This window comes from Bacteroides neonati (assembly GCF_000499785.1).
In the GTDB taxonomy this organism is placed as follows: domain Bacteria; phylum Bacteroidota; class Bacteroidia; order Bacteroidales; family Bacteroidaceae; genus Bacteroides; species Bacteroides neonati.
The window spans coordinates 255,311-280,288 of the sequence record NZ_HG726019.1 but is presented as its reverse complement, the minus strand read 5'-3'; the positions used below and the strand labels follow the sequence as shown (position 1 = coordinate 280,288).

Genomic DNA, 24,978 nt, shown 5'->3' with positions numbered 1-24,978 from the left:
AAAGAAATCCCAAAAAGCCATACACATACCCAGCTAAGTTAAGAAACCGCTTTTTCAAGATTCCCCCAAAATGGTTATGTTTTTTTAGATTTAATCCTTATATAATCTAATACGATCAAAAAAAGAAAGATACGCAATAAAAGATAAATTGTTTCCATGCTAAAAATAGCCATAAAATTGTTTTCTTTTATAGCGATTGTAAACGATGCGACAAAGACGCATAAAAACAATAATAAATATTTATGTTTCATTATTTATATATTTATTTGTTTTAAAAAAATAGGCATTTATGTTTTTATCAGCTATTCTTACAGTTAAATTTCACGAAAACAATAGAAACAACATATTTTATAACCAGCCTTCAACAAACACTTTCGTTTGCCTTTGTCGCCAATTATTAGCAATATTATGCCGCACTGGTGATCAGTAAAGTTGGTTGGATAGTTTGATTTCATTCTTTAATGACTTGGCAATCACAAAGACATGAAGCAAAGAACAACTAAATAGGTAATTTCCTATATGTTTTTCTAATACACTCAATCAGTACAATACTTCCAAAGAGCCACACCAACTCCTACAATACCACTTATAGGAGAAGCGACCGCAGCACCAACTAACCCTATCACTCCAAGAGATATATCTATACTGGCATCCAATTGACATTGACTCATATTTGATGCGGTATAAGACCATATCATCCTATCCTCAGGTGAGATTCGTGTCATACTTTTAGTGTTGAACTCATATATACTTTCCAACAATGCAACTCTTACATTATCAAGATACAATCTATCTTCATTACTACATGACGTATATACAAAAGCTGCTATGATCAACATAACAAACAGTAAGCCTCTCTCCAACATTTTTTCATTTTTTCGTTTTCCTTAAAAAATTAAACAATAACACTATTAAAAAGAATATGATAGCCAATATGTTAATATATTTACGCTCTAAAATAGAAGAGTTCCAATTTATCAATAGACTACCGACGAAGATTACGTATAATAAGGCTGATATTAGTAAAAGTTTTTTCTTCATTTTGTTGGTGTATCTTTTATAAATAACTCGACTTTTAAACATATTAAGAAGGCATAAATAATATTGTGTTTATTCATATTCACGCTTTTCAAAAACTCATACGAAGTCTGATTTCAGTAATATTTTTCACAAACAACCCAAGGAGCCGTACTGAAATTATGATCTCCAAATGGTAATATATCGAAGGGCACAATAAGTTATTAGACCACTTATAAGTGTTGCTAACAAATCATAATAATCAAACACTCCCATTGGCAAAATTTCATAGATTATCCACACGCTGACACTATAAAGAACTGCTTTCGGTAAAGTATAACGATTCAACGCCAATAACAGAAGCACTAAAGAAGGAACTGCAACTAAATTTCCTATTACATCGGCAAGGTGAAAATCATAAATATGATTCTCATAAATATAAGGTCGATATGCTAAGATGACCCTGTTCATTCTGAGATGCATTACCACCATAAACTGCTGTCAGCTCTTCGCTGATCATTTCGACCATGCCTGCTACTGTGTTCAGAATACTTGTTTCTAAGATAAATATTTCGGTTTTAATCTCGGTTTCAAATTAGAATAGCACAAAGATAAAGCAGCTTTCATAAACAAATGGTTATTTTTGCGTTATCTTTAGGTTAAAATATCAACTATAAATATTCATCCTCACATATTTACCATTTTCATATACATAAATAGTTACTACTTTACTACCACCGAATATGGAAATTAGTTCTTCATTTGACAATTCATTAAATAGTCTGTCCTTGTTCTTCTTCATTTTTCTACTCTATTTTTAATATGACTTTTGTTTAATGATGCAAATATAGATCCACTTTCACAAATACAAAGTTATCAGAACGTTATACTAAGTTATGAATAAGTTATTATCTTTGTCGAACAACAGAAATATATAAAGTGGAAAAGAAACACGATAAGTTAATAACCTTACTAGGGCTCGTTGCTATTGTAGCGCTCCAAACGGCATGGCTATACAACACCTACTCTCTCATTCGAGCAAATATTGTAGAGAAAAGCAATCTCTTGGTAAAAGATGCACTTGAGTTGGAGGTAAACCATAGAATGAGCAAAATAGAACTACGCACACCAATAACAATAGAAACGGGTGGTACCAATAAAGAATCTGTTTTCGTATGTACTTCCTTGCATGATAAAGTGTTTCGCAAATTAGGATCTGATATCTCTTTAGTTGCGTTAGATTCTATCTACACCGACTTACTCAAAAAAGAACAGATTCAGAGCAACATCATTATAAATAAACTATACCCTAAACAAAACATAGTGCTCGAAAGCACCTCAAAAGAAAAAGCCTCTCAGTGGGGAACTATAACAACCCGCCCCATACCCATCCGGTTGGATAACTCCCGAGCTATTCGGGTGATCTTGACCAACCCCTATTGGGATATCTTTGGGCGTATGAGCCTGCTACTGATTGCTACGGTGCTGATGATGATCTTTGTAGCCGGATGCATCGTTTATCAGATTAAGATTATAGCCAAACAGAACCAAATAGCCAGAGCACGCCAAGACTTCTCGTATGCCATGATACACGATATGAAAACTCCCCTAACCTCAATTGCGATGGGAATAAGCATGCTCAAAAGCGGTAAAATAGACAACCAGCCCGAAAAGAAAGCAAAACACCTACGCATCATGGAGGAGGAGACTGAGCATATGCTAAAACTAAGCAATAAAGTGCTCACCCTGTCGAAACTGGAGAGCGGCAAGCTAGAGCTTATTAAACAAGAGGTAAACCTACCCGCCATGATCGAAAACCTGACGGAGATATTTGCCATAAAGGCAACGAAATCCATTCGATTCAACACACAGCTGGAGGCCGAAACAGCCTATGCAGACGAAGAGTACCTGAGAGAGGCTGTCAGCAACCTGATTGACAATGCCATTAAGTACTCGAACGAGTCGGTACAAATCGACATATTCAGCAAAGAGAACGAAAAGGATGAGACAGTGATTGGAGTCAGAGACAACGGGTTGGGCATATCAATGAAAGACAGAAAAAGCATCTTCGAGAAGTTTGAACGGGCTGCCGCCACCGAGCGATCGGGCAAAGGGGGAGCAACCGGATTCGGTCTTGGACTGAATTATGTGCAGAGAGTAGTTGAAGCGCACGAAGGAACCATCGAGCTGAACAGTATAGAGGGAGAATACAGCGAGTTTACGATACACTTACCTAAATTTATCAACGAAATATGATCAGACTATTATTGGTAGAAGACGATACCAACCTGAGCTATATGGTTAAGAGCAGCCTCGAAGATATGATCGGAGGATACGAGGTACTGACAGCCAACAATGGCGAAGAAGGATTGAGCATCTGGAAAGAAGAGAAGCCGGAAGTTATCATCTCGGATATAGAGATGCCCGTGCTGAATGGATTTGAAATGGTACGCCACATTCGTGAAAGGGATGGAGATATCTTAATAATATTCGCCTCGGGACTTGTATCGGCCAAAGATGTAGAAAGGGGATATAAACTGGGAGTGAACAATTACGTAAAGAAGCCCTTCATACCCGAAGAGCTCGATGCACACATTCAAGCCTTACTCAAACTAAAAAAGGGACAGCCGGCAAGAAACGAAGAGCGACAATACAGGCTTGGCCATTCTACATTTCTGGCTACACAATACGCTCTCAAAGACAACGAGGGAAACCTGAAGACGCTTACTGTACGCGAAGCAGGTATCCTTGAACTACTCTGCCGCAACAAAGGGAGTGTCGTTAAAAGAGAGTCCATTCTAAGTGAATTTTGGAACGTTGACAGCGATTTCTATGCCGGAAGAAGCCTGGATGTATTCATGAACAATCTACGTAAATCTTTGGCCGAAGAGCCGGCTATTGAAATAAAAACGGTACGGGGTGTAGGCTATATACTATCTGTGAGAACATAAGAACCGCCACCATCTCCTACAGCAATCGCTTGCTCAAATAGCGCACCGGATACCACACGGAAAGAAAACCAACGGTAAGCACGGTAACAAAAACGATCAGTACATCCCAGCCATGAACGCTTACGGGATAAGCATCGACCACAAAGCTGCCGCTACTACCCAGAGAGATGAACCCGAAGCGCTGTTGTAAGAAACATAAGATGAGGCCAAGAACGAGACCGATCACAGCTCCCAGCAGAGAGATCAGCCGGCCTTCAATCAAAAATATGCGGGAAATGAGATGATCGGAAGCTCCCAGATTGCGCAGCGTCATCACATCGTCTTTCTTATCGAGAATGAGCATCGAAAGCGAGCCGATAACATTGAAACAGGCAATCATCAGAATAAAGGTGAGAAAGAGGTACGAGATAAGCTTCTCGATCTCCATGATGCGAAAAACATCGGCTTGTTGCTCGTAGCGGTCTTGCACAATGAAATCATTGCCAAGCAGCCGTTCTATTTTCGACTTAACCGAAGAGAGGTTGGCATTAGGGGTTAGCTTTAACTCGACCGCAGACACCTCGGTGGTATAATCGAGCATACGGCGAATAAAGTCAAGCGAGGTAAGGATATACTGGCTATCGTACTTCTGTTGATTGACCACAAACACTGCACCGGGCGAATAGAGGTATTCGTGATTGAAAGAGGCCGAAGGGTTACCCATATTGACCTTTGCGCCACGCTTGGGAATGTAGACTTGCAAAGGATCGACAAACTGTATGCCGGTGCCCAGCATAGCTACCAGCTCGACTCCCATCACCCCGTAATCGACAATGGAATCGTGTAGCAGAAACTCGCCAGCACCATACAGAATACTGTCGATCTCCGTCAGGTCTTCAAAATTATCTTCGACTCCTTTGAGCACAGCCATCGTCTGGCGGTCTTTGTATTGCACCATTGCATTCTCTTCGAGTGTTTGGGTAAAGACAGCCACTTCGGGCAGGGAACGGAGAGATTGAATGCGGGCATCCTGCCCATCGAATACTTTACCTTCGCGGATGGTTATTTTCAGCTCCGGATCGAAGGCGGTAAAGAAGCCGGCCACCATATCCTGAAAGCCATTAAACACCGAGAGTGTGCAGATAAGCGCCAACGTAGCCAGCGCCACTCCACATACCGAAACGGCGGAAATGATATTAATGGCGTTGTGCTTCTTTCTCGAAAAGAGATAACGTCGGGCTATGTAAAAAGGCAGGTTCACTTCAATAGAGAGTCTATCTTTTCAATATAATCAAGTGAGTCGTCTACAAAGAACTTTAGTTCGGGGATGATGCGTAATTGATGACGCACACGCGTTCCCAACTCAAAGCGGATAGACTTCATGTTGTTATTGATGTTCTTTACCAGCTCCTCGCTCTTATCGGAGGGGAATACGCTGAGGTAAACACGTGCGATACTCATATCGGGACTGATACGGACGGCACTGACCGATACCAGTATACCGGGCATCGCTTTGGTCTGAAGCAAGAAGATTTCACTTAACTCTTTCTGCAACAAACGAGATATCTTGTTTTGACGGGTTGTTTCCATAATGTTACTTATAAAAATGATACATTAATAATACTATTTCTTGCGAATGATGGTTAAACCGTCACGCAAGGGAAGAATAACTTTTTCTACCCGCGAATCGTTGGCTACGAAATCGTTGAAGGCTTTAATACCAATCGTTTGATGATCGTTACTATGAGGTTGTTCGAGTACATGACCATCCCAAAGGGTATTATCGGCAATGATATAACCACCGGGCGAAAGATGAGCAAGGGTCATTTCGTAATACTCCATGTACTTGCGCTTATCGCCATCGACAAAGGCGAGGTCGAACGTTACTCCCAATTGGGGCACTCGCTCGAGAGCATCGCCTATGTAAAAGGTGATTTTATCGGCATAGGGTGAACCTTCGAGCCATGGACGGGTAAAGTCTTCCTGTTCGTCATTAATCTCGAAGGTGTGAAGCATTCCGCCGTCAGCCAAGCCTTCGGCCAGACAGAGAGCGGAATAGCCGCTATAGGTTCCGATCTCGAGCACCTGACGGGGTTGTATCATGCGCACAAACATGGCCAGCATGCGACCTTGCAAATGACCCGAAGCCATGCGCGGACGTAAAAGGCGAACGTGTGTATCGCGATAGAGTGCTTTGAGATAATCGCTCTCTTCGTCGATATGGTGCAGGATGTAGTCGTCGAGTGACTCGGTTTCGTTCATTGCTATGCGTTATAGATAACGGTTCTTGTTAGGAAGTACACACTCTTCGGCATGCATCAAAGCGTCTTCGACTACATTGATTTCAAGGAAAGAGGTTTGTGTACCGGCTTTACCACTGCTGAGGTAACCTACCATATCGGTTGGTTGCAGGCGACCCTCTTTCAACAAGCGGCGCAGAGCGGCAAAGTAATACTCTTGTCCGTTGGCCAACTCGGGCATATAGATTGCTTCTACTCCATAAGAGAGAGCCAAGTGACGCATGGTGTTCTCTTTGTAGCAGATGGCCAATACCGGATAGCGACCACGGAAGGCAGCCAGATTGCGAGCCGTGCGACCGCTATAGCTATCGGTAATAATAGCACGCATATTCAACTTGGCGGTTGCTTTTACAGCTTGCTTGGCAAGGAAAGCAGTTACGTCGTTGCTATGATCATCCAACGGAATACGGATATCGTTCTCTTCGAGCTTGTCTTGCTCGGCCTGGTAGGCAATGGCAGCCATTGTCTTAACAGATTCTACGGGGTATTTTCCGTAAGCTGTTTCGCCGCTCAACATCAGGGCGTCGGTGCGGTAATAGATAGCGTTGGCGATATCGGTTACTTCGGCACGGGTTGGACGTGGGTTGTTGATCATCGTATGGAGCATCTGCGTAGCTACGATAACCGGTTTCTTAGCCAGTACCGACTTGCGGATCAACGTGCGTTGAATGCCCGGAATACGTTCTTGGGGTACTTCGATACCTAAGTCACCACGAGCTACCATCACGCCGTCGGCTATTTCAAGGATCTCGTCGATATTGTCGACACCTTCTTGGTTTTCAATCTTAGCGATAATCTTGATGTCGCTGTTATGAGCATCGAGAATGGCACGAATATCGAGTACGTCCTGACGGTTGCGCACAAAAGAGTGGGCAATAAAGTCAATCTCTTTCTCGATAGCGTAGAGAATGTTGGCACGGTCTTTCTCCGTCAACGAAGGAAGGTTGATACGTACACCCGGCACATTGACACTCTTGCGACTGCCCAGCGTCGTTTCGTTCTGCACCTCGCACAACAGATAGTCGGCTGTTTTGTCAATAACACGCAATTCCAGATCACCATCGTCGATCAGAATCACTCCGTTCACATCGAGGTCATTAACGAAGTTAACGTACGAAACGGCAATACACTCGCGTGTTGTTTCCAGGTCGGGGTTACCAACGATTTTCACCTTCTCGCCAATCTTATAAAGAATGGGTTCGGCACTGCCGGTGGTGCGAACTTCGGGGCCTTTGGTATCCATCAGAATTCCAATGCGATTGGATACTGTGCGCACATTGGCAATCAAAGCTTCGAAACCTTCGCGACTGGCGTGTGCGGTGTTCATGCGAACCACGTTCATACCTGCGTCAAACAACTGTTGTATAAAGTCCACGTCACATCGTCTGTCTGAAATGGAAGCTACGATTTTAGTTTGTTTTAATAACATAATAGTAATTAATGTGCCAACATACCAATTGAGTTAGTGAGCCAATCGGTTGGCGTTTTAAAGGGTTAATTATTTATTTTTATCTCTTTCAATGATGATTTATTGTTAACGCTTCGAGAGCCAGGCGGTAAGAGTTGAGCCCAAAGCCACAGATAACCCCCTGACAAGCACAGGCTATCATAGAGGTATGTCGAAAAGCTTCACGACTATGCACGTTAGAAATGTGAACCTCGATCACCGGCGCTGTGATCGCACGAATAGCATCTTGCAGCGCAATCGATGTATGCGTATAGGCTCCGGCATTGAGGATAATGCCGTCCACTTCAAATCCTGTCTGCTGAATACAATCAATTAACTCTCCTTCGATATTCGATTGGAAATAGCTGATATCGACATCAGCATACGCCTTGCGAAGCTCGGACAGATAATCTTCAAAAGTAACACTCCCATATATAGAAGGTTCACGCTTACCCAACAGATTAATATTGGGGCCATTAATAATTTGTATTCTCATAACACAATCCTACTATTTTTAAATACCTTTGTCCCCAGAGAACAATATTTCAAGGTGCAAAGGTAGAAAAAAGAAATGAAAGTATACGAAAAAAGAAGCAAGAAGGATGAGCAAGAGGTGATAATCAAAAAGTACCAACAATATCTGAGGTTGGAAAAGTCACTATCAAAAAACACGCTGGATGCTTATTTGACCGACTTAGATAAGCTCTTGAGCTTCCTTACACTAGAGAATATAGAGGTATTGAATGTATGCCTCAAAGATTTGGAACTCTTTGCAGCAGGGCTACATGAGATTGGCATCCATCCCCGCTCGCAGGCTCGCATCATTTCGGGCATCAAATCGTTTTTCCATTTTCTTATTATGGCCGATTACATAGAGGCCGATCCAAGCGAATTGCTCGAAGGTCCCAAAATCGGCTTCAAGCTACCCGAAGTATTAACCGTAAGCGAGATAGACGATATTATTTCGGCCATTGATCTGAGCAAGAATGAAGGCCAGCGCAACCGCGCCATCCTCGAAACATTATACAGTTGCGGGCTACGGGTATCGGAACTGACCAACCTTAAACTATCCGATCTGTATTTAAAGGAAGGATTTATTAAGGTAGAGGGAAAAGGCAGCAAACAACGGCTGGTTCCTATCTCCCCGCGCGCCATCAAAGAGCTTCAGCTCTACTTCATTGACCGCAATCGCGGAAAGATAAAAGCCGGCTATGAGGACTTCGTCTTTCTGGCTCGGTGGGGAAACGGAATTTCGCGGATCATGGTCTTTCATTTAATAAAAGAATTGGCCAAAGAGGCTGGTATCATCAAGAATATCAGTCCACATACGTTTCGCCACTCTTTTGCCACTCACCTGCTCGAAGGAGGAGCCAATTTACGCGCCATTCAATGCATGATGGGACATGAATCTATCGCAACAACCGAGATCTATACACACATCGATCGAAACATGCTCCGAAGCGAAATCATTGAGCATCATCCACGGAATATTAAATACAGACAAGAGAAAGGGAAAGAATATCATTAAAATTTAATAAAATCAGCCCCTTATTCACATATATATCTTAAGATTTAATATCTTTGCGTTACATTTTATAGCTAAGCCGTAAAATGTTCACGAATAGACGGAAAAATTTCAATTACAAACATTTAAATTATACCTAAAAATGATTAAGAAGTTGTATTTGCCTTTACTCATGGCATTGGTTGTGGCATTGTCGTCATGTAGCAACAAAATGGGTGCATTATCTTCAGATTACTTCACTACTACTCCTCAAGTGTTGGAAGCTGTAGCCGGTAAAGTTCCAGTAACAATCAACGGTAAATTCCCTGAAAAGTATTTCAACAAGAAAGCTGTTGTTGAAGTAACTCCGGTTTTGAGATGGGAAGGCGGACAAGTGAAAGGCCAGCCTGCTATCTTCCAAGGTGAAAAAGTAGAAGGAAACGACCAAACTATCTCTTACAAAGTTGGTGGTAACTACACAATGAAAACTACATTCGACTATGTTCCTGAAATGGCTAAGTCTGAATTGTACCTTGAATTCAACGCAAAAGTTGGTAAAAAAACAGTTTCTATCCCTGCTGTGAAAATTGCTGACGGTGTGATCTCAACTTCTGAGTTGATCAACAACACATTGCAAAGCGCAAACCCTGCAAACGGTGACGATGCTTTCCAACGTATCATCAAAGAAAAGTATAACGCTAACATCATGTTCCTTATCCAACAAGCTAACATTCGCTCAAGCGAATTGAAGGTGGCTAAAGAATTCAACACAGAAGTGGCTAACGTTAACGATGCTGCCAACAAGAAGATCAGCAACATCGAGGTTTCTGCTTATGCATCTCCAGACGGTGGTATGCAGTTGAATACTAAATTGGCTGAGAATCGTGAGGGCAACACTACAAAGATGTTGAGCAAAGATTTGAAGAAAGCTAAGATCGAAGCTCCGGTTGATGCAAAATATACTGCAGAAGACTGGGAAGGTTTCCAAGAATTGGTTTCTAAATCAAACATCCAAGACAAAGAGTTGATTCTTCGCGTACTTTCTATGTACCAAGATCCTGAGCAAAGAGAGCAAGAGATCAAAAACATCTCTTCTGTTTACGGTACATTGGCTAGCGAAATCCTGCCTCAATTGCGTCGTTCACGTTTGACTTTGAACTACGACATCATCGGCAAATCTGACGAAGAGATCGCTAAATTGGCTACTTCTAACCCGAAAGAGTTGAACGTAGAAGAAATTCTTTACGCAACTACATTGACTAACAAACCTGCTGAGCAAGTAGCTATCTTTACAACTGCTTCTCAACAATTCCCTAACGACTATCGTGCATTCAACAACTTAGGTAAGTTGGCTTACCAAGCTGGTGACATCGCTAAGGCTGAATCTTTCTTCAAGAAAGCTGCTTCTATCCAATCAGCTCCTGAAGTAAACATGAACCTTGCTCTTATCTCTTTGGTTAAGGGTGACAACGCTGCTGCCGAGTCTTACTTAGGTAAAGCAAGCGGTGCTAAGGAATATGGCCAAACTGCAGGTAACCTGTATGTTGCTCAAGGACAATACGAAAGAGCTGTAAACGCATTCGGCGACGCTAAGACTAACAGTGCTGCTTTGGCTCAAATCCTTGCTAAGGATTACAACAAAGCTAAGAACACATTGGCTGGTATCGAAACTCCTGATGCTTACACAGACTATTTGATGGCTGTACTTGGCGCTAGAACAAACAACGCTTCTATGTTGACAAGCAGCTTGAAGAACGCTATCGCAAAAGAACCATCATTGGCTAAGAAAGCAGCTTCTGATCTTGAGTTTGCTAAGTACTTCACAAATGCTGAATTCGTGAACATCATTAAGTAATGAGTTCCCGGCATATTGACAAAATATGAAAAAAAGAGTTGCCCGCCACACAAATGGCGGGCAATTCTTTTTTTTTATCTTTAAAACCTTTACATTCGCAAAAAAGAAATGAACAATGAAAAAGAAATTCGTATGGGTAGCATGTCTCGTTGCACTGGCTGGATGCGGAGATAACTCTAAAGAAACCAGCATTCAAGGAGACATAAAGGGGCTGGGTAATGATACGATTTACCTCTATGGAGCCGATGGCAACTATGAACGCATTGACACAATCATAGCCAAAGAAGGAAAGTTTGACCATACGGTGCAGATAGACACAACCACCTCGGCCATACTCCTCTTCAATCATACCACTCAGGTGCCTGTTTTCTTAAATAAAAAAGAGAATATTAAAATTCAGGGAAGCACGGATGCATTGGAGTTTCTAACCTTCGAGGGAGGAGCGGCCAACGAAGAGTACAGCGCTTTTCAGCAAACCCTCAAGGGATTGGGCAAACCATCGGAAAAAGTATGGCAGGAAAAAGCAGAAGAGTTCATTCGCAGCCACCACACATCTCCGGTAAGTATCTATCTGCTCAATACGTATTTTGTTCAGCAAACGAATCCTGATTATACAAAGATCGATACCTTGATTGAGCTGATGTCGGGCACGCTCCAAGACAACCCGGTTATCGAGCAAATCAAAGAGAGTCTGAGCAAAGCCAAAAACGTTGCTGTAGGTCGAACAGCACCTTATTTCAGCCTACCCAATGCAAAAAAAGAGATGATTACGCGCACCGGAGAGTTTAAAGACAAATTCCTTCTGATTCACTTCTGGGCATCCTGGAATGAACAGTCGACCGAAGCCAATGCAAAGCTCCGAAAAATCAATCGGGCCTATAAAAAGAACAAAGACTTCGGCATGCTCGGTATCTCGTTCGATGTAAACAGGAAGGCATGGAAAGAGGCCATTAAACAGGATACCCTTACGTGGCAGCAGGTTTGCGATTTCAACGGTATCCTTTCGGACATAGCCAACCAATATGCCATTCAGTCCATACCCACGAACGTATTGATTAAGCCCAATGGTCAAATTGCCGCGTGGAATGTAAGTGATGAGGATATCAAACGAATAGTCGCAAAGAAGGATGCTAATTAAAGTATTTGGAGCAGCCGTACAAGGCATCGACGCCACGCTGATTACCATTGAGGTAAATAGCACCCGGGGATGTATGTTATACCTCGTGGGGCTGCCGGACTCTGCCGTCAAAGAGAGCCATCAACGGATTATCTCTGCGCTGCAAGTCACAGGCTATAAGATGCCGCGAACCAATCTGGTCATTAACATGGCACCGGCCGACATTCGCAAAGAGGGGTCGGCCTATGACCTGCCTTTGGCCATTGGCATGCTGGCTGCGAGCGAAACCATTACTTCCGAGAAGATAGCCCGATACACCATCATGGGCGAATTGAGTTTGGATGGAACCATCCAGCCCATAAAGGGAGCCTTGCCCATTGCAATCAAGGCGCGTGAGGATGGATTCGACGGACTTATCCTTCCCGAACAAAATGCCCGCGAAGCGGCCGTAGTGAATAACTTACAGGTATACGGGGTAAGCAATATCCGGGAGGTTATCCGCTTTTTCAATAATGAATGTGAGCTAAAACCAACGCTCGTAGATACGCGCGAAGAATTCTATGCACAGCAAGAGCTATTCGACTTTGATTTTGCGGAAGTAAAGGGACAAGAGAATGTAAAGCGCGCCCTCGAAGTAGCCGCAGCAGGAGGTCACAACCTTATTATGATCGGTGCCCCGGGAAGCGGTAAATCGATGATGGCCAAACGGCTACCCTCCATCTTACCTCCCCTCTCGCTGGGCGAAAGCCTTGAAACAACCAAGATTCACTCGGTAGCCGGTAAGTTGGGACGGCACTCCTCCCTGATTACCAAACGTCCCTTCCGTGATCCGCACCACACCATCTCTCAAGTGGCTATGGTGGGAGGAGGTAGTTTTCCGCAACCGGGCGAAATCAGTTTGGCACACCATGGGGTACTCTTTCTCGATGAGTTACCCGAATTCAACAGAAGCGTGCTCGAAGTCTTACGCCAACCGCTCGAAGACCGCCGTATCCATATTTCGCGTGTTAAATGTAGCATCGATTATCCGGCAGGTTTCATGCTGGTAGCCTCAATGAATCCCTGCCCGTGCGGCTACTACAATCATCCGACCAAAGCTTGTGTCTGCAATCCCGGTCAGGTACAGAAGTATCTGAATAAAATATCCGGGCCGCTACTCGACCGCATCGACATCCAGATAGAGATTGTTCCCGTACCTTTTGAGAAGATGGCAGACCGACAATTGGGCGAGGCAAGCAGTGCCATCCGCCAGCGGGTGATTCATGCTCGCCACCGACAGGAGGAACGTTTCGCAGATCACCCAACCATCTATTGCAATGCACAAATGACGAGCAAGCAACTCTCCACCTATGCACAACCCGATGCTGCCGGATTGACTCTATTGCGTACGGCCATGCAACGTCTCGACCTCTCCGCCCGTGCCTACGATCGTATATTGAAAGTATCACGTACCATTGCCGATCTCGATGGAAGCAAAGAGATACAGGCAACTCATCTGGCAGAAGCCATTGGATATAGAAACCTGGATCGGGAGAATTGGGCGGGGTAATCATCGATTATAAGAACCAATCCACAATACATGACAAGACACTTTTATCTATTACTCACTCTCACCGCATTATTGATCTGCCTCATTGGCTGCACACACCGATCGACAGCAGACTTACTGACACAGGCAAAACGCATGCAAAGTGCGTCTACAGACAGCATGCTGTTCTATCTGCAACAAGTCAGAGAGCCCGGCAAGCTCACCGGAACAGCACAAGCCAACTACTGCTTCTTACTCTATAAAGCCACGCTCTGGGGCACAGGGAAACCCAAAGACTCACTGCTGCAACGATGCATACCTGCTTTTCTACAAGCGAAAGACAGCACTCAATGGATGCAGGCGCGCATAGCACAGGCCAACAGCTTCCTCTACACCCAACAACCGGACTCGGCACTACACTATGTGGCTCTCATAGAAAGGGAGAAACAGAAGATGAACGATTCTCTCAAAGCACCGCTCTTTACGGTAGCCCAAATCGCTCATGCACAAAAAGGATCATATCCTCAGGCATTGCAACTGGCAGATAGCTGCCTGACACTTGCCAAACGAATGAATGACACCTTATTTATATACCGTACTCTTCGGGCACGACTAGGGGTATTGGAAAAGATGAACCGTAACGACGAGTTCGTTGCAGGCAGCCGCGAGTTGATGCAACAACTCGATGCCTCTCGCCGGTATCGCCGACTAAACTATCGCGTGGCAGAATCTCTCGTTACGTTCTTCGTACGTAACAAAGATTTCGCACAAGCACTTCGCTATAGCCAACAACTCAAGCACTATCAGCGCAGCCGCTACGATGTGCCCTATTACCAGCTTATACAGGGGCGAATATACGACGCACTCCACCAAACCGATTCGGCCAAAGTATACTATACGCTGGCTTCCAACTCCTTGTCGAGCTACGTAGCAGCCGAAGCCACCAGCAGTCTGTTCCGGCTGATGGATGCCGAAGCATATCCGGAACAAGCTTTTTATCTGGCACAAAAAGAGAAAGAGATACATAACAATATGGAGTTGGAACTCAACACCCGCATCGAGACGAAGAAGTACAATGAAACAAAGCTGCAAAACGAGCTGTACCAACTTCGGCTCCGGCAGCAGAAACAAGAACTTTGGATGATGGGGGCAGTCATCATACTGCTTTTTATCGCCTTGGTCATCTCCTTTTTCTACCAGTATGAGAAGAAGAGAAGGTTGCTATCGGAACAAAACCGCCACAAAGAGCAAATCGAGGAGAGAGCTAGACAGTTGCAGCACGAGAATCTGCTACTCCACAAAGAAGCCGAGCTCAGCACACTCCGCGAAAAGGAAGCGTGCCTGCGAAACAAGGAGCATAAACTACGCGAAGCCATCTTCCGGCACATCTCCTTTTTCCATAAATTGTCTTCGTTGCATGCAACGGATGCGGAGAATATCGGAAACAGTAATCCTTCCAATCAGAAGATCGAGGTAACGAATGCGGAGTGGAGCGAAATACGGGCAGCCGTCAACGATGGTTTTGACAACTTCACCGTCCGCTTAAAGCGAGCGTATCCACAGCTCACGGAGAAAGAGATCGACTTTTGCTGCTTGGTTAAGATCAATACCAGCGTACAAGATCTATCAGACATCTATTGCGTAAGTAAAGCTGCCATCACCAAACGGAAGTACCGCATTAAAACGGAGAAGCTCGGTGTTTGCGACGAAAGCAGTAGCCTCGATCAACTTTTACAAAGATTCTAACTGAAGATGTCCGCTTACAGAAAAGAATGTTTCATATATAAGAAATTAGATAACAGATAGTTAAGTAAATTTCGAGTTCGTTCTTTTGTCCGCCTGTTTATTTGCCCCTTCACTGGCGAACCGCTACTTTTGCTGCCATACCAACACACCATGATTCATTTAATCTGTAATGCGTATGAAAACAAATCTTTTAGCTCATGGCTTTATTGCCTGTTGTTTATTCTCCTCTTTTATTTGTGCAGACGGTTTTGCACAAACGGTGAAAAATCCCTTTGCCCGCTCTCCCATTGTAGCAAAACGAACGGGTCAGCTCGTCACTGCCGAACTGAAGGCCTTAAAAGACACCATCAATCTTCCGCTAAGTCAGCTGACGGAAGAGCTTCAAATAGTGAAGCTGGACAATCGAGACGAGGCACTCATCGGTGGCTGGACGCGAACCACCGTTGGCAAGAAGCACATCTTAATAAGCAACAACAAACAGACTCCTTATAAACTCTTCGACCGCAATGGTAAGTTCCTGACCAATATAGGCTCGTACGGACAAGGGCCGAACGAATATCTCAATACGTATGCCGAACAGCTGGACGAAGAGCGCAACCGCATTTATATTCTTCCGTGGCAAAGCGACAAACTACTGGTATTCGACCTCAAAGGGCAGCCTCAACCACCCATACCACTCGGTGCACGAGTTCCTAAGGGGCAGTTTCGGGTAGACGGAGCCAAATCGGAAGTAACAGTAACGGCACTCCCCTTTAAAGGTTCGGCAGCTGTTGTCTGGGTTCAAGACTTCAAGGGAAAGCGTAAAAAGGTCGTTGCACCGAAACACCTCGAAGTGCCGCAGGACTTTAGTAACGAAGTCCTGAATGATAACAATGCAGCCACCTACAACGTAATGCTGGCCGTTATCATGCCGCCGCGTATCGACAGTCTGTATCACTACAACCCCACCGCCAACAAACTGGAAGCCTGCTTTACGGCGAAATATCCGGAAGATAAAATTCCTTGGCACGATTACAGCGAACTACCTGCCTATTATCAAGGCAATGTATCATCGCCGATACAGGTTTCCAAAACCACGTGGGTGGGTTCGAAGCCGGCATATTACATGGTCGACAAGAAGAGTTTGCGCGGAAGCTACGTGCGTCTGTACAACGATTTTCTCGGAACCTCCGATATGACCGTTTGGCCGTTATTCAGTAACGGTTATTACGTACTCAATCAAGAACCGTTGCAACTGCAAGAGACATTAGAAAAGGAACTAAAAAAGAAGGGACTCTCTGCCAAAGCACGGGCACGCGCCCAGAAGTTGTTCGACTCACTGAACGAGAATGACAACAACGTTGTCATCTTTGCCAAACTGAAACCATAAAAGCAGATACACAATCGAGAGGGGATGTGTCGAAACTATCATAAACTAAAAATCACCCTCGTCACAGATTGCTGTAGCGAGAGTGATTTCGATAAAAGGGGAGTTTCGACACTTCCCCTTAGTCTGTAATACGTTTTTGATGGCAAAACAGGAGATCGCCCGTTTCGTTTCGCAAATGCATCCCGTTGCCTTCGCAATAGCGAAAGAAGTTGCAATCGGCACAATCGCCCTTGCGCATCCACTCGCGGTTGCGAAAGGGAGCAAAGCGATTCTCCCATACGTCCATAAAATCGTCCTCGTAGATATTGCCTTGCTTAAAGTTACTGCGGATACTGGGACAGGCCGAAATAGCCCCATCTGCCAAGACGGAACCCACCGTAACCCCGGCGCTACAAGTATAGAGGTTATTGCGTACATCGCCTTCGTACCGACCTAGAAAGCCTTCGCAACCGTAGCTGACCTTCATGCGGCTCTCTTTGCGGATGCGTTTGATAAACTCGAGCGTACCCGTAAATTCTTCATCCATTAGCTGAAACTCCGGATGCTGAGTAGCACGGCCTACCGGAAAAACGGTAAAAAGACGCCAGTTGCGCACACCGATGCGGTAGAGATACTCCTTCATCTGCTCCAGATAAGGGTAGTTGCGACGGTTCACGCAAGTCACCACATCCCACAACAGCTCAGGTTCGTGCACCAACATCTTGATGGCTCCGATAGCGCGGTGGTAACTATCGGCATGACCGCGCATCCAATTATGATCTTCTTCAAAACCATCGAGACTGATCGTGACGGAATGCATACCCGCCGCCATCAGGCTATCGAGACGCTTGCCGTTGAGCAACATACCGTTCGACACCACTCCCCACGGATACTTACGCTGATAGAGAGCCAGCCCCACTGCTTCGAGGTCTTTGCGCATCAATGCTTCGCCACCGGTAAAGATGACAAAAGGTTTCTTTTCGCCCACGCGAGGTGTAATCGAATCAATGACACGAAGAAAATCGGCGGCAGGCATGTCTTTACTACCCGCCGTGGCTTTGCAGTCGCTGCCGCAATGCTTGCACGATAGGTTGCAGCGCAACGTACACTCCCAAAACAGTTGGCGCAACGGGTGCAGTTCCTGAAGGTTATGGCGTGCTTTCCGGTTTACTTCCAAAGAGAGGCGTTGCCTCAGCGAAAGAGAATCGCTCATGGTTATTTAGGTGTTACCTTTTTGGCCTTCAGCGTGGCCTCTACCGTTGCTTCGCCTTTGCTCCAACCTTGGCCGCCCACAAACTTATCAATCTTCACGTCGACCGAGTCTTTTACGTAAGCACCGTTGACCGCGCCATCCACATCTTCCCAAATAAGTCGGAAGGTATTGCCGGGGAGGTCGACTACCCTCTTTTCAAAGGATCCCTGTTTGTCGGAGGTTAAGATCTCCGGATAGTGAGTTAGCCACGATGCGCCATCGCCTTGATATATACACCCGGCTTTGACCCGCATACCTTCGATGGGCAAACCTGTTTCGGCATCGACCACTTTTCCTTTTACATGATAGCTGGCAACGGGTGTACCATACTCCACACTGCCAGAACCGTCACACGCCGCCACACCCAGCAGTGCCAACAGCATCGATAATACTTGGTTGGTAAACCGCAACCACCTTTTTCCGTTTTTTTCCATAATCGTATCAGTTAAGTGTATTTAGTATAAAATGCGCAAAGAGGGAAATTACTGCATGGCATCCCCCTCTTTCTCAGACAGTTTACATTACTTTTCTATTCGAATCCTCGCATCTACGGCAATCACGTTCTGTCCGGTTGCCAACAGAGGGTTGATGTCCATCTCCTTGATCTCCGTGGCAAAGCGCAACAAGGTAGATAAACGGACTACAATCTCGGCAAACTTATCTTCGTTCACCCCTTTCTGTCCGCGGGTTCCTTGAATGATTTTATAGGCGCGCAGCGAACGGATCATGGAGTAAGCCTCTTCGTACGAGAGCGGAGCCAGACCCGAAGATACATCCTTGAGCACCTCCACAAAGATACCTCCCAGACCGCAGAGCACCACGTGCCCGAACTTCTCTTCGTACTTGGCACCGATAAACAGTTCGGTTCCCTTCAACATCGGTTGCACCATGATGCTGTGGGCATCGGGTATCTGCATCATGCGATCAAACTCAAGGGCAAGGTGTTGCTCGCTCTTGATATTGAGCACCACGCCCCCGACGTCCGACTTATGTACCGGTCCAACAACCTTAGCCACCACCGGGAAGCCCGAGCGACGGGCAAAAGCCAGCACCTCTTCTTTAGTGGCAGACACAAACTCCTCGACCACCGGAATACCTGCCGAATGCAGCAACGCATGCACAAAGTGAGGTTCGATGTATCCGTTTTCGGGGATGGAATCGATGATGCGACGAATACGCGGCACGTCGACCCCGAAAAGTTCGATCTTGGGAACAGCCGGTTGAGGGGCATTGACGATGCGCGACAGTGCCGTGCCCAGCGTCACCTCATCGGCAAAGTTTACGTGTCCTTTCTGAAGAAAAACACCTACTTCCTCGCCTGCCGTATGGATAGACGGAAGGATCGGGAAAACCGGCTTGCGACAGGTGAGCATCTTTTGGTGTAGCACCTCGTAGGTATCGAACATCGTTACCAGCCCGGGTGTACCGAAGATGGCGAAGATGGCATCGATCGAATCGAACTTCTCCTCGCAATAGTCGATGGCAATGCTTAGGTGTTCGGGGGTACCTGTGGCGAGGATGTCGATCGGATTGCCGACCGAAGCACCGGGAAAGAGTTTCCCCTTCAGCTCATCTGCCAGCGGGCCTTCGAGTTTGGGTACATTCAATCCGCCCTTGCTCAAGGCATCTGTCAGCATCACGCCGGGGCCGCCCGCATGGGTGATGATGGCAAAGTTCTTCCCTTTGAGTTCGGGCAGTGTAAAGACACAACCAACCGTGGTCAGCTCCTCGCGCGAGAAGCAGCGCACGATGCCTGCCTTGCGGAACAACGCCTCAACAGCCGAATCGGACGAAGCAATAGCCCCCGTATGAGAAGAGGCCGCCCTACTGCCGCTCTCGGAGCTGCCCGCCTTGATGGCGGCTATCTTGCACCCTTTCCTTATAAGAGAAGAGGCATGAAACAGCAGGCGGTCGGGATCTTTGATGCTCTCCATGTAGATGAGCTTGATGTTCGAATCGGTTTTCGGGTCGAACGCCTCGTCCATGTACTGCAACACATCTTCGACACCGATCTGCTTGGCGTTTCCGACAGACCACACCGAGTTGAACTGCAACCCTTTGACCACCGCCGATTCGAGAATAAACACGGCGGTAGCACCGGAACTCGATATCAAATCGACTCCATGCGGATTGAGGTTGGGGATGGGTTGGGTAAATACGCTGTGATGCCACGTATTCATCAGCCCGATGCAATTGGGGCCGATGAGCGAGGCGTTATATTTCGTAACAGTTGCCAGAATACGGTCTTCGAGCAATGCACCTTCGTGAGTCTCTTCTCCGAAGCCGGCCGAGAGAATAATAAACGCACGCGTCTGTTTGGTGGCGGCAAGCGTTTCGACAACATCGGGGCAAAGGGCAGCCGGAATGGCAAGAATGGCCAGATCGGTATCGGGAATATCCTTCGCATCGGCAAAGGAGGCAACGCCTTGCACTTCGGTCTCCTTGGGGTTCACCGCACGGAGTTCTCCGCGATAACCACCTTGAATCAAATTCCTCAGGATGGCTCCTCCGGGTTTGTGCACATTGTTCGATGCACCTACAACCACAATGCTTGTAGGGCGAAGTAACTGGTTTGTTATCATACTGCTACTTGTTTTTCGGTTATTAATGCACAAATATATTCCTTTTAAAAGAAAAAAGAAAGGATAAAGGCAAGAATATCAGCGAAAGAAGAAAGGATTACTATCTTTCTGTCAGCGTGGCAAGTCTTCTTCTCCAAGCAAGCAGGCATAGATGGGTGATCAAGCTATCTTGAGAGGATTTTGGTCGGGAGATTTTTGCTTTCTCACCTAGGTGGGGAGATATTCTCACCCGGGTGAGAGGAAGTTCTCACCTAGGTGAGAAGGTCTCCCCACCCGGGTGAGAATATGAATAAGTCTAGTTGTTTTCTTGAATCTGAACGTTTGTTACACGTTCCAGCAGGAAGCGATTCGTATTCCAATGGAACGGTTTGTAATCGGTGTTCTGCTTAATCGTATTGTTGCGGAACACCAATCCGTCTACCGACTTGGCGTATAGAATCGGAGCATCGAACGTATCGAACTCATTGTCCTCGATAACAATGCCCTCTTTGGAACCTCCGTGGAAGTACTTCTGCTGATCCTTCAGGTTAGGTATCTCGGGATAGATGGAGATCACGGCATTGGTGAACTGAAACATATTGGTGAGTGCGTTCACAAACTTATTTCTGCGGATGATAACGTTGCGGCAGGCTCCTGTTTCGAACCATCCGTTGCAATCGCCACAAAGCAGAATGGCAGTTCCCGAGGTGTGGTCGAATAGGTTATCCTCCACCACCGTCTTCTTCGGGGTGCTGAACAAGGTTCCGCGGGCACGGTTGTTGCGAATCGTATTGCCCGAGAAAAGCACTTCGGGCGTCCACGTCAGGTTCTCGATGCCGAATCCGCTTTTCTCATTCACCTCGGCAGGAAGGGCTTCGGCGAAAGTGATATAGAACTCGCGGGCTCCGTGCACCTGTTCTTTGTCGTACGGGCGAATGCTTGCAATGCGGTTCACTCCATCGACCAGTTCCATGGTTTCCGAACGTACGAATTGCACTTCATCGTCGGCGCGTCCCCACTCAAAGCCCCAAGCCTGATCGTGCATATAGCGGCCAATGAGCGTATGATCGTCTACCCGCTTAATCACCTTGAGGTACGTGCCGTGCACATTGATGGCGTCATCCATCATGCCCTCGTAAAGTCCGTTCTTCGACACAATCGTTCCCTTGCAACCCGAGAAGTGGGTGGCATCGGCCTGCGTGGTGAAGTAGCGCGGATCGTCTTCTCCTTTGAGGCAGACGCTAAAGCCGTCGAGCGTGATATTCTCGCAAAGCTGTGCCAACAGTCCCATGCCTTCGGCATAATGCACCTTGACGTTTTGCAGCGTTGTATTGACATCGTGCGAAAGGAAAACGCCGGGTGTAGGGCGAAACCAGGTACGCATGGCCACCACCGTTCCGGGGATGAGGCGTTCGTTCTTCCATTTCGGTGCATGCAACACGCGTGGAGCCACTTCGGTTACTCCTTTGGTGGGGCAACTGATGTCGCTCGTATTGTAAACCAGACGCTTGGTCTTCTCTTCGAAAGCGATACCTCCGGCTTGTCGGGCCGTCCACCCCTCGCCATAGGTCTCGAACAACGAGTCTTTGCTGATGCGATAGTTGACCCACGGAGCTACCTTGAACGTAATGCCCTGTTGAGGATCGTTCGCCACCACCTGTACCTGTACAATGTGCGGAGAGGCAAAATCAATGCTGAAGTTCTTGAGTGTACAATTTTCCGAACGAAGGAGCGACAACGGAATCATCCGCCCGTAAAAGATAAACTCCGAGCCCTGTCCGTCGATGGTCAGGTTCTTAAAGTCTTCGATAGCCAGTCCTACTTTCTTAGGATTGGTCTGGTCGTGATTGGAGATATAGTACTCGCGCACGGCCGATCCGGCTTCATGAAAGTGGTAGCGACCGGTAGGGAAGCGCAATACAGCCTGTGTGCCATCCTTGCATTCGCTTTTGATCTTGGCAAGTGCCTTAACGATCACCGGCGAAGCGTTCTTCTTACTGTCGGGCTTCAACCCGAACTGTGTGATGTCATACGTACGCTCTTGTGCAACGACGTTATTGATTGCCAAAAACAAGCAGAGGCAACCCAGAAGGAATAGTGATTTTTTCATAAGTATATATTAAATCATTGTAGTGTTTTCTATTTTTATCTGTGTCATATCGGTTGCAAAGATAAGTAAGCTATTTATATTCAACAAACAGTAAAAGTTAAATAAGCCGTAACAATCCCTTCGATTAAAAGGCTTTCCGTTTGTGCAATCTTCGGAAAGTCATTATCTTTGCACGTTCACTAAGCAGATTATAATAAAAATCAGACGATATAGCATGGAAAAGAATTTTAAGAGAACCACTGTCACCTCGGCCTTGCCTTATGCCAATGGTCCTGTTCACATCGGACACCTGGCCGGTGTATACGTACCGGCAGACATTTATGTGCGCTACCTAAGACTGAAAAAAGAAGAAGTACTCTTCATTGGCGGATCGGATGAGCACGGAGTGCCCATCACCATTCGTGCCAAGAAAGAAGGCGTTACTCCTCAGGATGTGGTAGACCGTTATCATTTCCTCATCAAAAAATCGTTTGAAGAGTTTGGTATCTCATTCGACGTATACAGCCGTACTTCGTCGAAAACCCACCACGAACTGGCTTCGGATTTCTTCAAGAAGCTGTATGATAAAGGGGAGTTCATCGAACGCACCTCCGAGCAGTATTACGATGAAGAAGCACACCAGTTCCTGGCCGACCGCTACATTACGGGCGAATGCCCCCATTGCCATGCCGAAGGTGCGTATGGCGACCAGTGCGAGAAGTGCGGAACCTCACTTTCGCCGACCGACCTGATTAATCCTAAAAGTGCCATCAGCGGAAGCAAACCGGTGATGCGCGAAACCAAGCATTGGTACTTGCCCCTCGACAAGCACGAGAGCTGGTTGCGTCAATGGATTCTGGAAGAACATAAGGAATGGCGTCCCAACGTATACGGCCAATGCAAGTCATGGCTCGATATGGGCTTGCAGCCGCGTGCAGTAAGCCGCGACCTGGATTGGGGAATACCGGTACCGGTAGAGGGTGCCGACGGAAAGGTGCTCTATGTCTGGTTCGATGCTCCCATCGGCTACATATCAAACACCAAAGAGTTACTGCCCGACTCGTGGGAAACGTGGTGGAAAGATCCTGAAACACGCTTGGTACACTTCATCGGTAAAGACAATATTGTATTCCATTGCATCGTATTCCCGGCCATGCTAAAGGCAGAAGGAAGCTACGTATTGCCGGACAATGTGCCCAGCAACGAGTTCCTGAACCTCGAAGGCGATAAGATATCGACCTCACGCAATTGGGCGGTATGGTTGCACGAGTATCTGGAAGATTTCCCCGGCAAGCAGGATGTATTGCGTTATGTACTTACCGCCAACGCACCCGAGACGAAAGACAATGACTTCACTTGGAAGGATTTCCAAGCACGCAACAACAACGAACTGGTAGCCGTATACGGTAACTTCGTGAACCGTGCCTTGGTGCTTACACAGAAGTATTTCGACGGTAAGGTTCCCGCAGCGGGCGAACTGACCGATTATGACAGAGACACGCTGAAAGACTTCGTCAATGTGAAAGCCGAAGTGGAGAAGCTGCTCAACGTATTCAAATTCCGCGATGCACAGAAAGAAGCCATGAACCTGGCTCGCATCGGAAACAAATACCTCGCCGACACGGAACCTTGGAAGTTGGCAAAGACAGACATGGAACGTGTCGGAACGATTCTGAACATCTCACTTCAACTGGTTGCCAACCTGGCCATCGCTTTCGATCCGTTCTTACCTTTCAGCTCGCAGAGACTGCGTGATATGCTGAATATGGATACTTTCGACTGGAATGAACTGGGACGCAACGACCTGTTGAGTGCCGGACATCAACTGAATGCTTCGGAACTTCTTTTTGAAAAAATAGAAGATGCAACCATCGAGGCACAGGTGCAACGACTACTCGATACGAAGAAGGCCAACGAAGAGGCGAACTACAAGGCGAAACCCATTCGCCCCAACATCGAATTCGACGATTTCACTAAGCTGGATATCCGCGTAGGTACGGTATTGGAGTGCCAGAAGGTGCCCAAAGCCGATAAGTTATTGCAATTTAAGATTGAAGACGGACTGGAAACACGCACCATCGTGAGCGGTATTGCTCAACACTATCAACCCGAAGAGCTGGTAGGCAAGCAGGTTTGCTTCATCGCCAACCTGGCTCCACGTAAACTCAAAGGCATTGTTTCGGAAGGGATGATTCTCTCGGCCGAAAACAATGACGGCAGTCTGGCGGTGATCATGCCGGGCAAGGAAGTGAAGCCGGGTAGCGAGGTGAAGTAGCCGCATAAG

20 protein-coding genes are annotated in these 24,978 nt (G+C 46.3%); 9 read left to right on the top strand and 11 right to left on the bottom strand.

Annotation, left to right across the window (positions count from 1 at the left end):
* Positions 1-536 precede the first annotated feature (536 nt).
* Both TY03_RS22990 and TY03_RS22765 read right to left on the bottom strand, forming a co-directional pair.
* Positions 537-671 (bottom strand): hypothetical protein, encoded by a 135-nt coding sequence (locus TY03_RS22990; RefSeq protein ID WP_262482494.1) that lies wholly within the window; start codon positions 669-671, stop codon positions 537-539.
* A gap of 526 nt (positions 672-1,197) precedes the next feature.
* Entirely contained in the window at positions 1,198-1,488 is a 291-nt protein-coding gene (locus TY03_RS22765; protein WP_230201867.1) for a hypothetical protein, read from the bottom strand.
* Between the two features lie 468 nt (positions 1,489-1,956).
* On the opposite strand from TY03_RS22765, the gene TY03_RS01025 reads away from it, so the two are divergent.
* Both TY03_RS01025 and TY03_RS01020 read left to right on the top strand, forming a co-directional pair.
* Positions 1,957-3,273, top strand: a complete 1,317-nt coding sequence (locus TY03_RS01025) for a sensor histidine kinase (protein ID WP_042366539.1) — start codon at positions 1,957-1,959, stop codon at positions 3,271-3,273.
* Positions 3,270-3,968 carry a response regulator transcription factor gene (locus tag TY03_RS01020; protein ID WP_042366537.1) on the top strand — a complete coding sequence of 233 codons (699 nt, stop codon included), beginning with the start codon at positions 3,270-3,272 and terminating at the stop codon, positions 3,966-3,968. Before TY03_RS01025 ends, TY03_RS01020 begins: the two co-directional genes overlap by 4 nt.
* A 16-nt stretch (positions 3,969-3,984) precedes the next feature.
* Here the strand turns inward: TY03_RS01020 and TY03_RS01015 are convergent, their stop codons facing one another.
* From TY03_RS01015 to aroQ, 5 genes are all read right to left on the bottom strand, one after another.
* Positions 3,985-5,208, bottom strand: coding sequence for an FtsX-like permease family protein (locus tag TY03_RS01015; protein WP_042366535.1), 1,224 nt, complete (start codon positions 5,206-5,208; stop codon positions 3,985-3,987).
* Positions 5,205-5,537, bottom strand: a complete 333-nt coding sequence (rbfA, locus tag TY03_RS01010) for a 30S ribosome-binding factor RbfA (RefSeq protein WP_042366533.1) — start codon at positions 5,535-5,537, stop codon at positions 5,205-5,207. The genes TY03_RS01015 and rbfA overlap by 4 nt, the downstream gene beginning before the upstream one ends.
* 33 nt (positions 5,538-5,570) lie before the next feature.
* The gene (locus TY03_RS01005; protein WP_042366531.1) at positions 5,571-6,209 is read right to left on the bottom strand and encodes an O-methyltransferase; all 639 of its coding nucleotides are present in this window, start codon (positions 6,207-6,209) and stop codon (positions 5,571-5,573) included.
* A 9-nt stretch (positions 6,210-6,218) separates the two neighbouring features.
* Positions 6,219-7,676 (bottom strand): pyruvate kinase, encoded by a 1,458-nt coding sequence (gene pyk / locus TY03_RS01000; RefSeq protein ID WP_042366529.1) that lies wholly within the window; start codon positions 7,674-7,676, stop codon positions 6,219-6,221.
* An 88-nt stretch (positions 7,677-7,764) separates the two neighbouring features.
* Positions 7,765-8,190 (bottom strand): type II 3-dehydroquinate dehydratase, encoded by a 426-nt coding sequence (aroQ, locus tag TY03_RS00995; RefSeq protein ID WP_042366527.1) that lies wholly within the window; start codon positions 8,188-8,190, stop codon positions 7,765-7,767.
* Positions 8,191-8,265: 75 nt separating this feature from the next.
* Between aroQ and xerD the strand changes: the two genes are divergently transcribed.
* The 6 genes from xerD to TY03_RS00965 all read left to right on the top strand — a co-directional run bounded on the left by xerD (position 8,266) and on the right by TY03_RS00965 (position 16,813).
* Positions 8,266-9,222, top strand: a complete 957-nt coding sequence (gene xerD, locus TY03_RS00990; protein WP_042366525.1) for a site-specific tyrosine recombinase XerD — start codon at positions 8,266-8,268, stop codon at positions 9,220-9,222.
* A 139-nt stretch (positions 9,223-9,361) separates the two neighbouring features.
* On the top strand, positions 9,362-11,053 hold the full coding sequence (locus tag TY03_RS00985) for a tetratricopeptide repeat protein (RefSeq protein ID WP_042366523.1): 1,692 nt from the start codon (positions 9,362-9,364) through the stop codon (positions 11,051-11,053).
* Between the two features lie 115 nt (positions 11,054-11,168).
* On the top strand, positions 11,169-12,191 hold the full coding sequence (locus TY03_RS00980) for a thioredoxin-like domain-containing protein (protein WP_042366521.1): 1,023 nt from the start codon (positions 11,169-11,171) through the stop codon (positions 12,189-12,191).
* Positions 12,181-13,719, top strand: coding sequence for a YifB family Mg chelatase-like AAA ATPase (locus TY03_RS00975; RefSeq protein ID WP_042366519.1), 1,539 nt, complete (start codon positions 12,181-12,183; stop codon positions 13,717-13,719). Before TY03_RS00980 ends, TY03_RS00975 begins: the two co-directional genes overlap by 11 nt.
* Before the next feature lie 30 nt (positions 13,720-13,749).
* Positions 13,750-15,444 carry a hypothetical protein gene (locus TY03_RS00970; protein WP_042366517.1) on the top strand — a complete coding sequence of 565 codons (1,695 nt, stop codon included), beginning with the start codon at positions 13,750-13,752 and terminating at the stop codon, positions 15,442-15,444.
* Positions 15,445-15,619: 175 nt separating this feature from the next.
* Positions 15,620-16,813 (top strand): 6-bladed beta-propeller, encoded by a 1,194-nt coding sequence (locus TY03_RS00965; protein ID WP_042367242.1) that lies wholly within the window; start codon positions 15,620-15,622, stop codon positions 16,811-16,813.
* 118 nt (positions 16,814-16,931) lie between these two features.
* On the opposite strand, the gene TY03_RS00960 is transcribed toward TY03_RS00965, so the two are convergent.
* From TY03_RS00960 to TY03_RS00945, 4 genes are all read right to left on the bottom strand, one after another.
* On the bottom strand, positions 16,932-18,005 hold the full coding sequence (locus tag TY03_RS00960; RefSeq protein ID WP_042366516.1) for a TIGR04133 family radical SAM/SPASM protein: 1,074 nt from the start codon (positions 18,003-18,005) through the stop codon (positions 16,932-16,934).
* 2 nt (positions 18,006-18,007) lie between these two features.
* Positions 18,008-18,478 carry a radical SAM-associated putative lipoprotein gene (locus TY03_RS00955; protein ID WP_042366514.1) on the bottom strand — a complete coding sequence of 157 codons (471 nt, stop codon included), beginning with the start codon at positions 18,476-18,478 and terminating at the stop codon, positions 18,008-18,010.
* Between the two features lie 87 nt (positions 18,479-18,565).
* Positions 18,566-20,626 carry an acetate--CoA ligase family protein gene (locus TY03_RS00950; protein WP_042366511.1) on the bottom strand — a complete coding sequence of 687 codons (2,061 nt, stop codon included), beginning with the start codon at positions 20,624-20,626 and terminating at the stop codon, positions 18,566-18,568.
* Between the two features lie 295 nt (positions 20,627-20,921).
* Positions 20,922-22,715 (bottom strand): right-handed parallel beta-helix repeat-containing protein, encoded by a 1,794-nt coding sequence (locus TY03_RS00945; protein WP_042366509.1) that lies wholly within the window; start codon positions 22,713-22,715, stop codon positions 20,922-20,924.
* Between the two features lie 214 nt (positions 22,716-22,929).
* Between TY03_RS00945 and metG the strand changes: the two genes are divergently transcribed.
* The gene (gene metG / locus TY03_RS00940) at positions 22,930-24,969 is read left to right on the top strand and encodes a methionine--tRNA ligase (protein WP_042366506.1); all 2,040 of its coding nucleotides are present in this window, start codon (positions 22,930-22,932) and stop codon (positions 24,967-24,969) included.
* Positions 24,970-24,978 lie beyond the last annotated feature (9 nt).

Excerpts from the sequence above, each read along its gene's own strand:
- TY03_RS01005 (WP_042366531.1), bottom strand. The coding sequence starts at position 6,209 with ATGAACGAAACCGAGTCACTCGACGACTACATCCTGCACCATATCGAC.
- TY03_RS00960 (WP_042366516.1), bottom strand. The coding sequence starts at position 18,005 with ATGAGCGATTCTCTTTCGCTGAGGCAACGCCTCTCTTTGGAAGTAAAC.
- aroQ (WP_042366527.1), bottom strand. The coding sequence starts at position 8,190 with ATGAGAATACAAATTATTAATGGCCCCAATATTAATCTGTTGGGTAAG.
- pyk (WP_042366529.1), bottom strand. The coding sequence starts at position 7,676 with ATGTTATTAAAACAAACTAAAATCGTAGCTTCCATTTCAGACAGACGA.
- xerD (WP_042366525.1), top strand. The coding sequence starts at position 8,266 with ATGAAAGTATACGAAAAAAGAAGCAAGAAGGATGAGCAAGAGGTGATA.
- TY03_RS00970 (WP_042366517.1), top strand. The coding sequence starts at position 13,750 with ATGACAAGACACTTTTATCTATTACTCACTCTCACCGCATTATTGATC.
- TY03_RS22765 (WP_230201867.1), bottom strand. The coding sequence starts at position 1,488 with ATGAACAGGGTCATCTTAGCATATCGACCTTATATTTATGAGAATCAT.
- TY03_RS00955 (WP_042366514.1), bottom strand. The coding sequence starts at position 18,478 with ATGGAAAAAAACGGAAAAAGGTGGTTGCGGTTTACCAACCAAGTATTA.
- metG (WP_042366506.1), top strand. The coding sequence starts at position 22,930 with ATGGAAAAGAATTTTAAGAGAACCACTGTCACCTCGGCCTTGCCTTAT.
- TY03_RS00950 (WP_042366511.1), bottom strand. The coding sequence starts at position 20,626 with ATGATAACAAACCAGTTACTTCGCCCTACAAGCATTGTGGTTGTAGGT.
- TY03_RS00975 (WP_042366519.1), top strand. The coding sequence starts at position 12,181 with ATGCTAATTAAAGTATTTGGAGCAGCCGTACAAGGCATCGACGCCACG.
- TY03_RS00945 (WP_042366509.1), bottom strand. The coding sequence starts at position 22,715 with ATGAAAAAATCACTATTCCTTCTGGGTTGCCTCTGCTTGTTTTTGGCA.
- TY03_RS22990 (WP_262482494.1), bottom strand. The coding sequence starts at position 671 with ATGAGTCAATGTCAATTGGATGCCAGTATAGATATATCTCTTGGAGTG.
- TY03_RS01020 (WP_042366537.1), top strand. The coding sequence starts at position 3,270 with ATGATCAGACTATTATTGGTAGAAGACGATACCAACCTGAGCTATATG.
- TY03_RS00965 (WP_042367242.1), top strand. The coding sequence starts at position 15,620 with ATGAAAACAAATCTTTTAGCTCATGGCTTTATTGCCTGTTGTTTATTC.
- TY03_RS00985 (WP_042366523.1), top strand. The coding sequence starts at position 9,362 with ATGATTAAGAAGTTGTATTTGCCTTTACTCATGGCATTGGTTGTGGCA.
- rbfA (WP_042366533.1), bottom strand. The coding sequence starts at position 5,537 with ATGGAAACAACCCGTCAAAACAAGATATCTCGTTTGTTGCAGAAAGAG.
- TY03_RS00980 (WP_042366521.1), top strand. The coding sequence starts at position 11,169 with ATGAAAAAGAAATTCGTATGGGTAGCATGTCTCGTTGCACTGGCTGGA.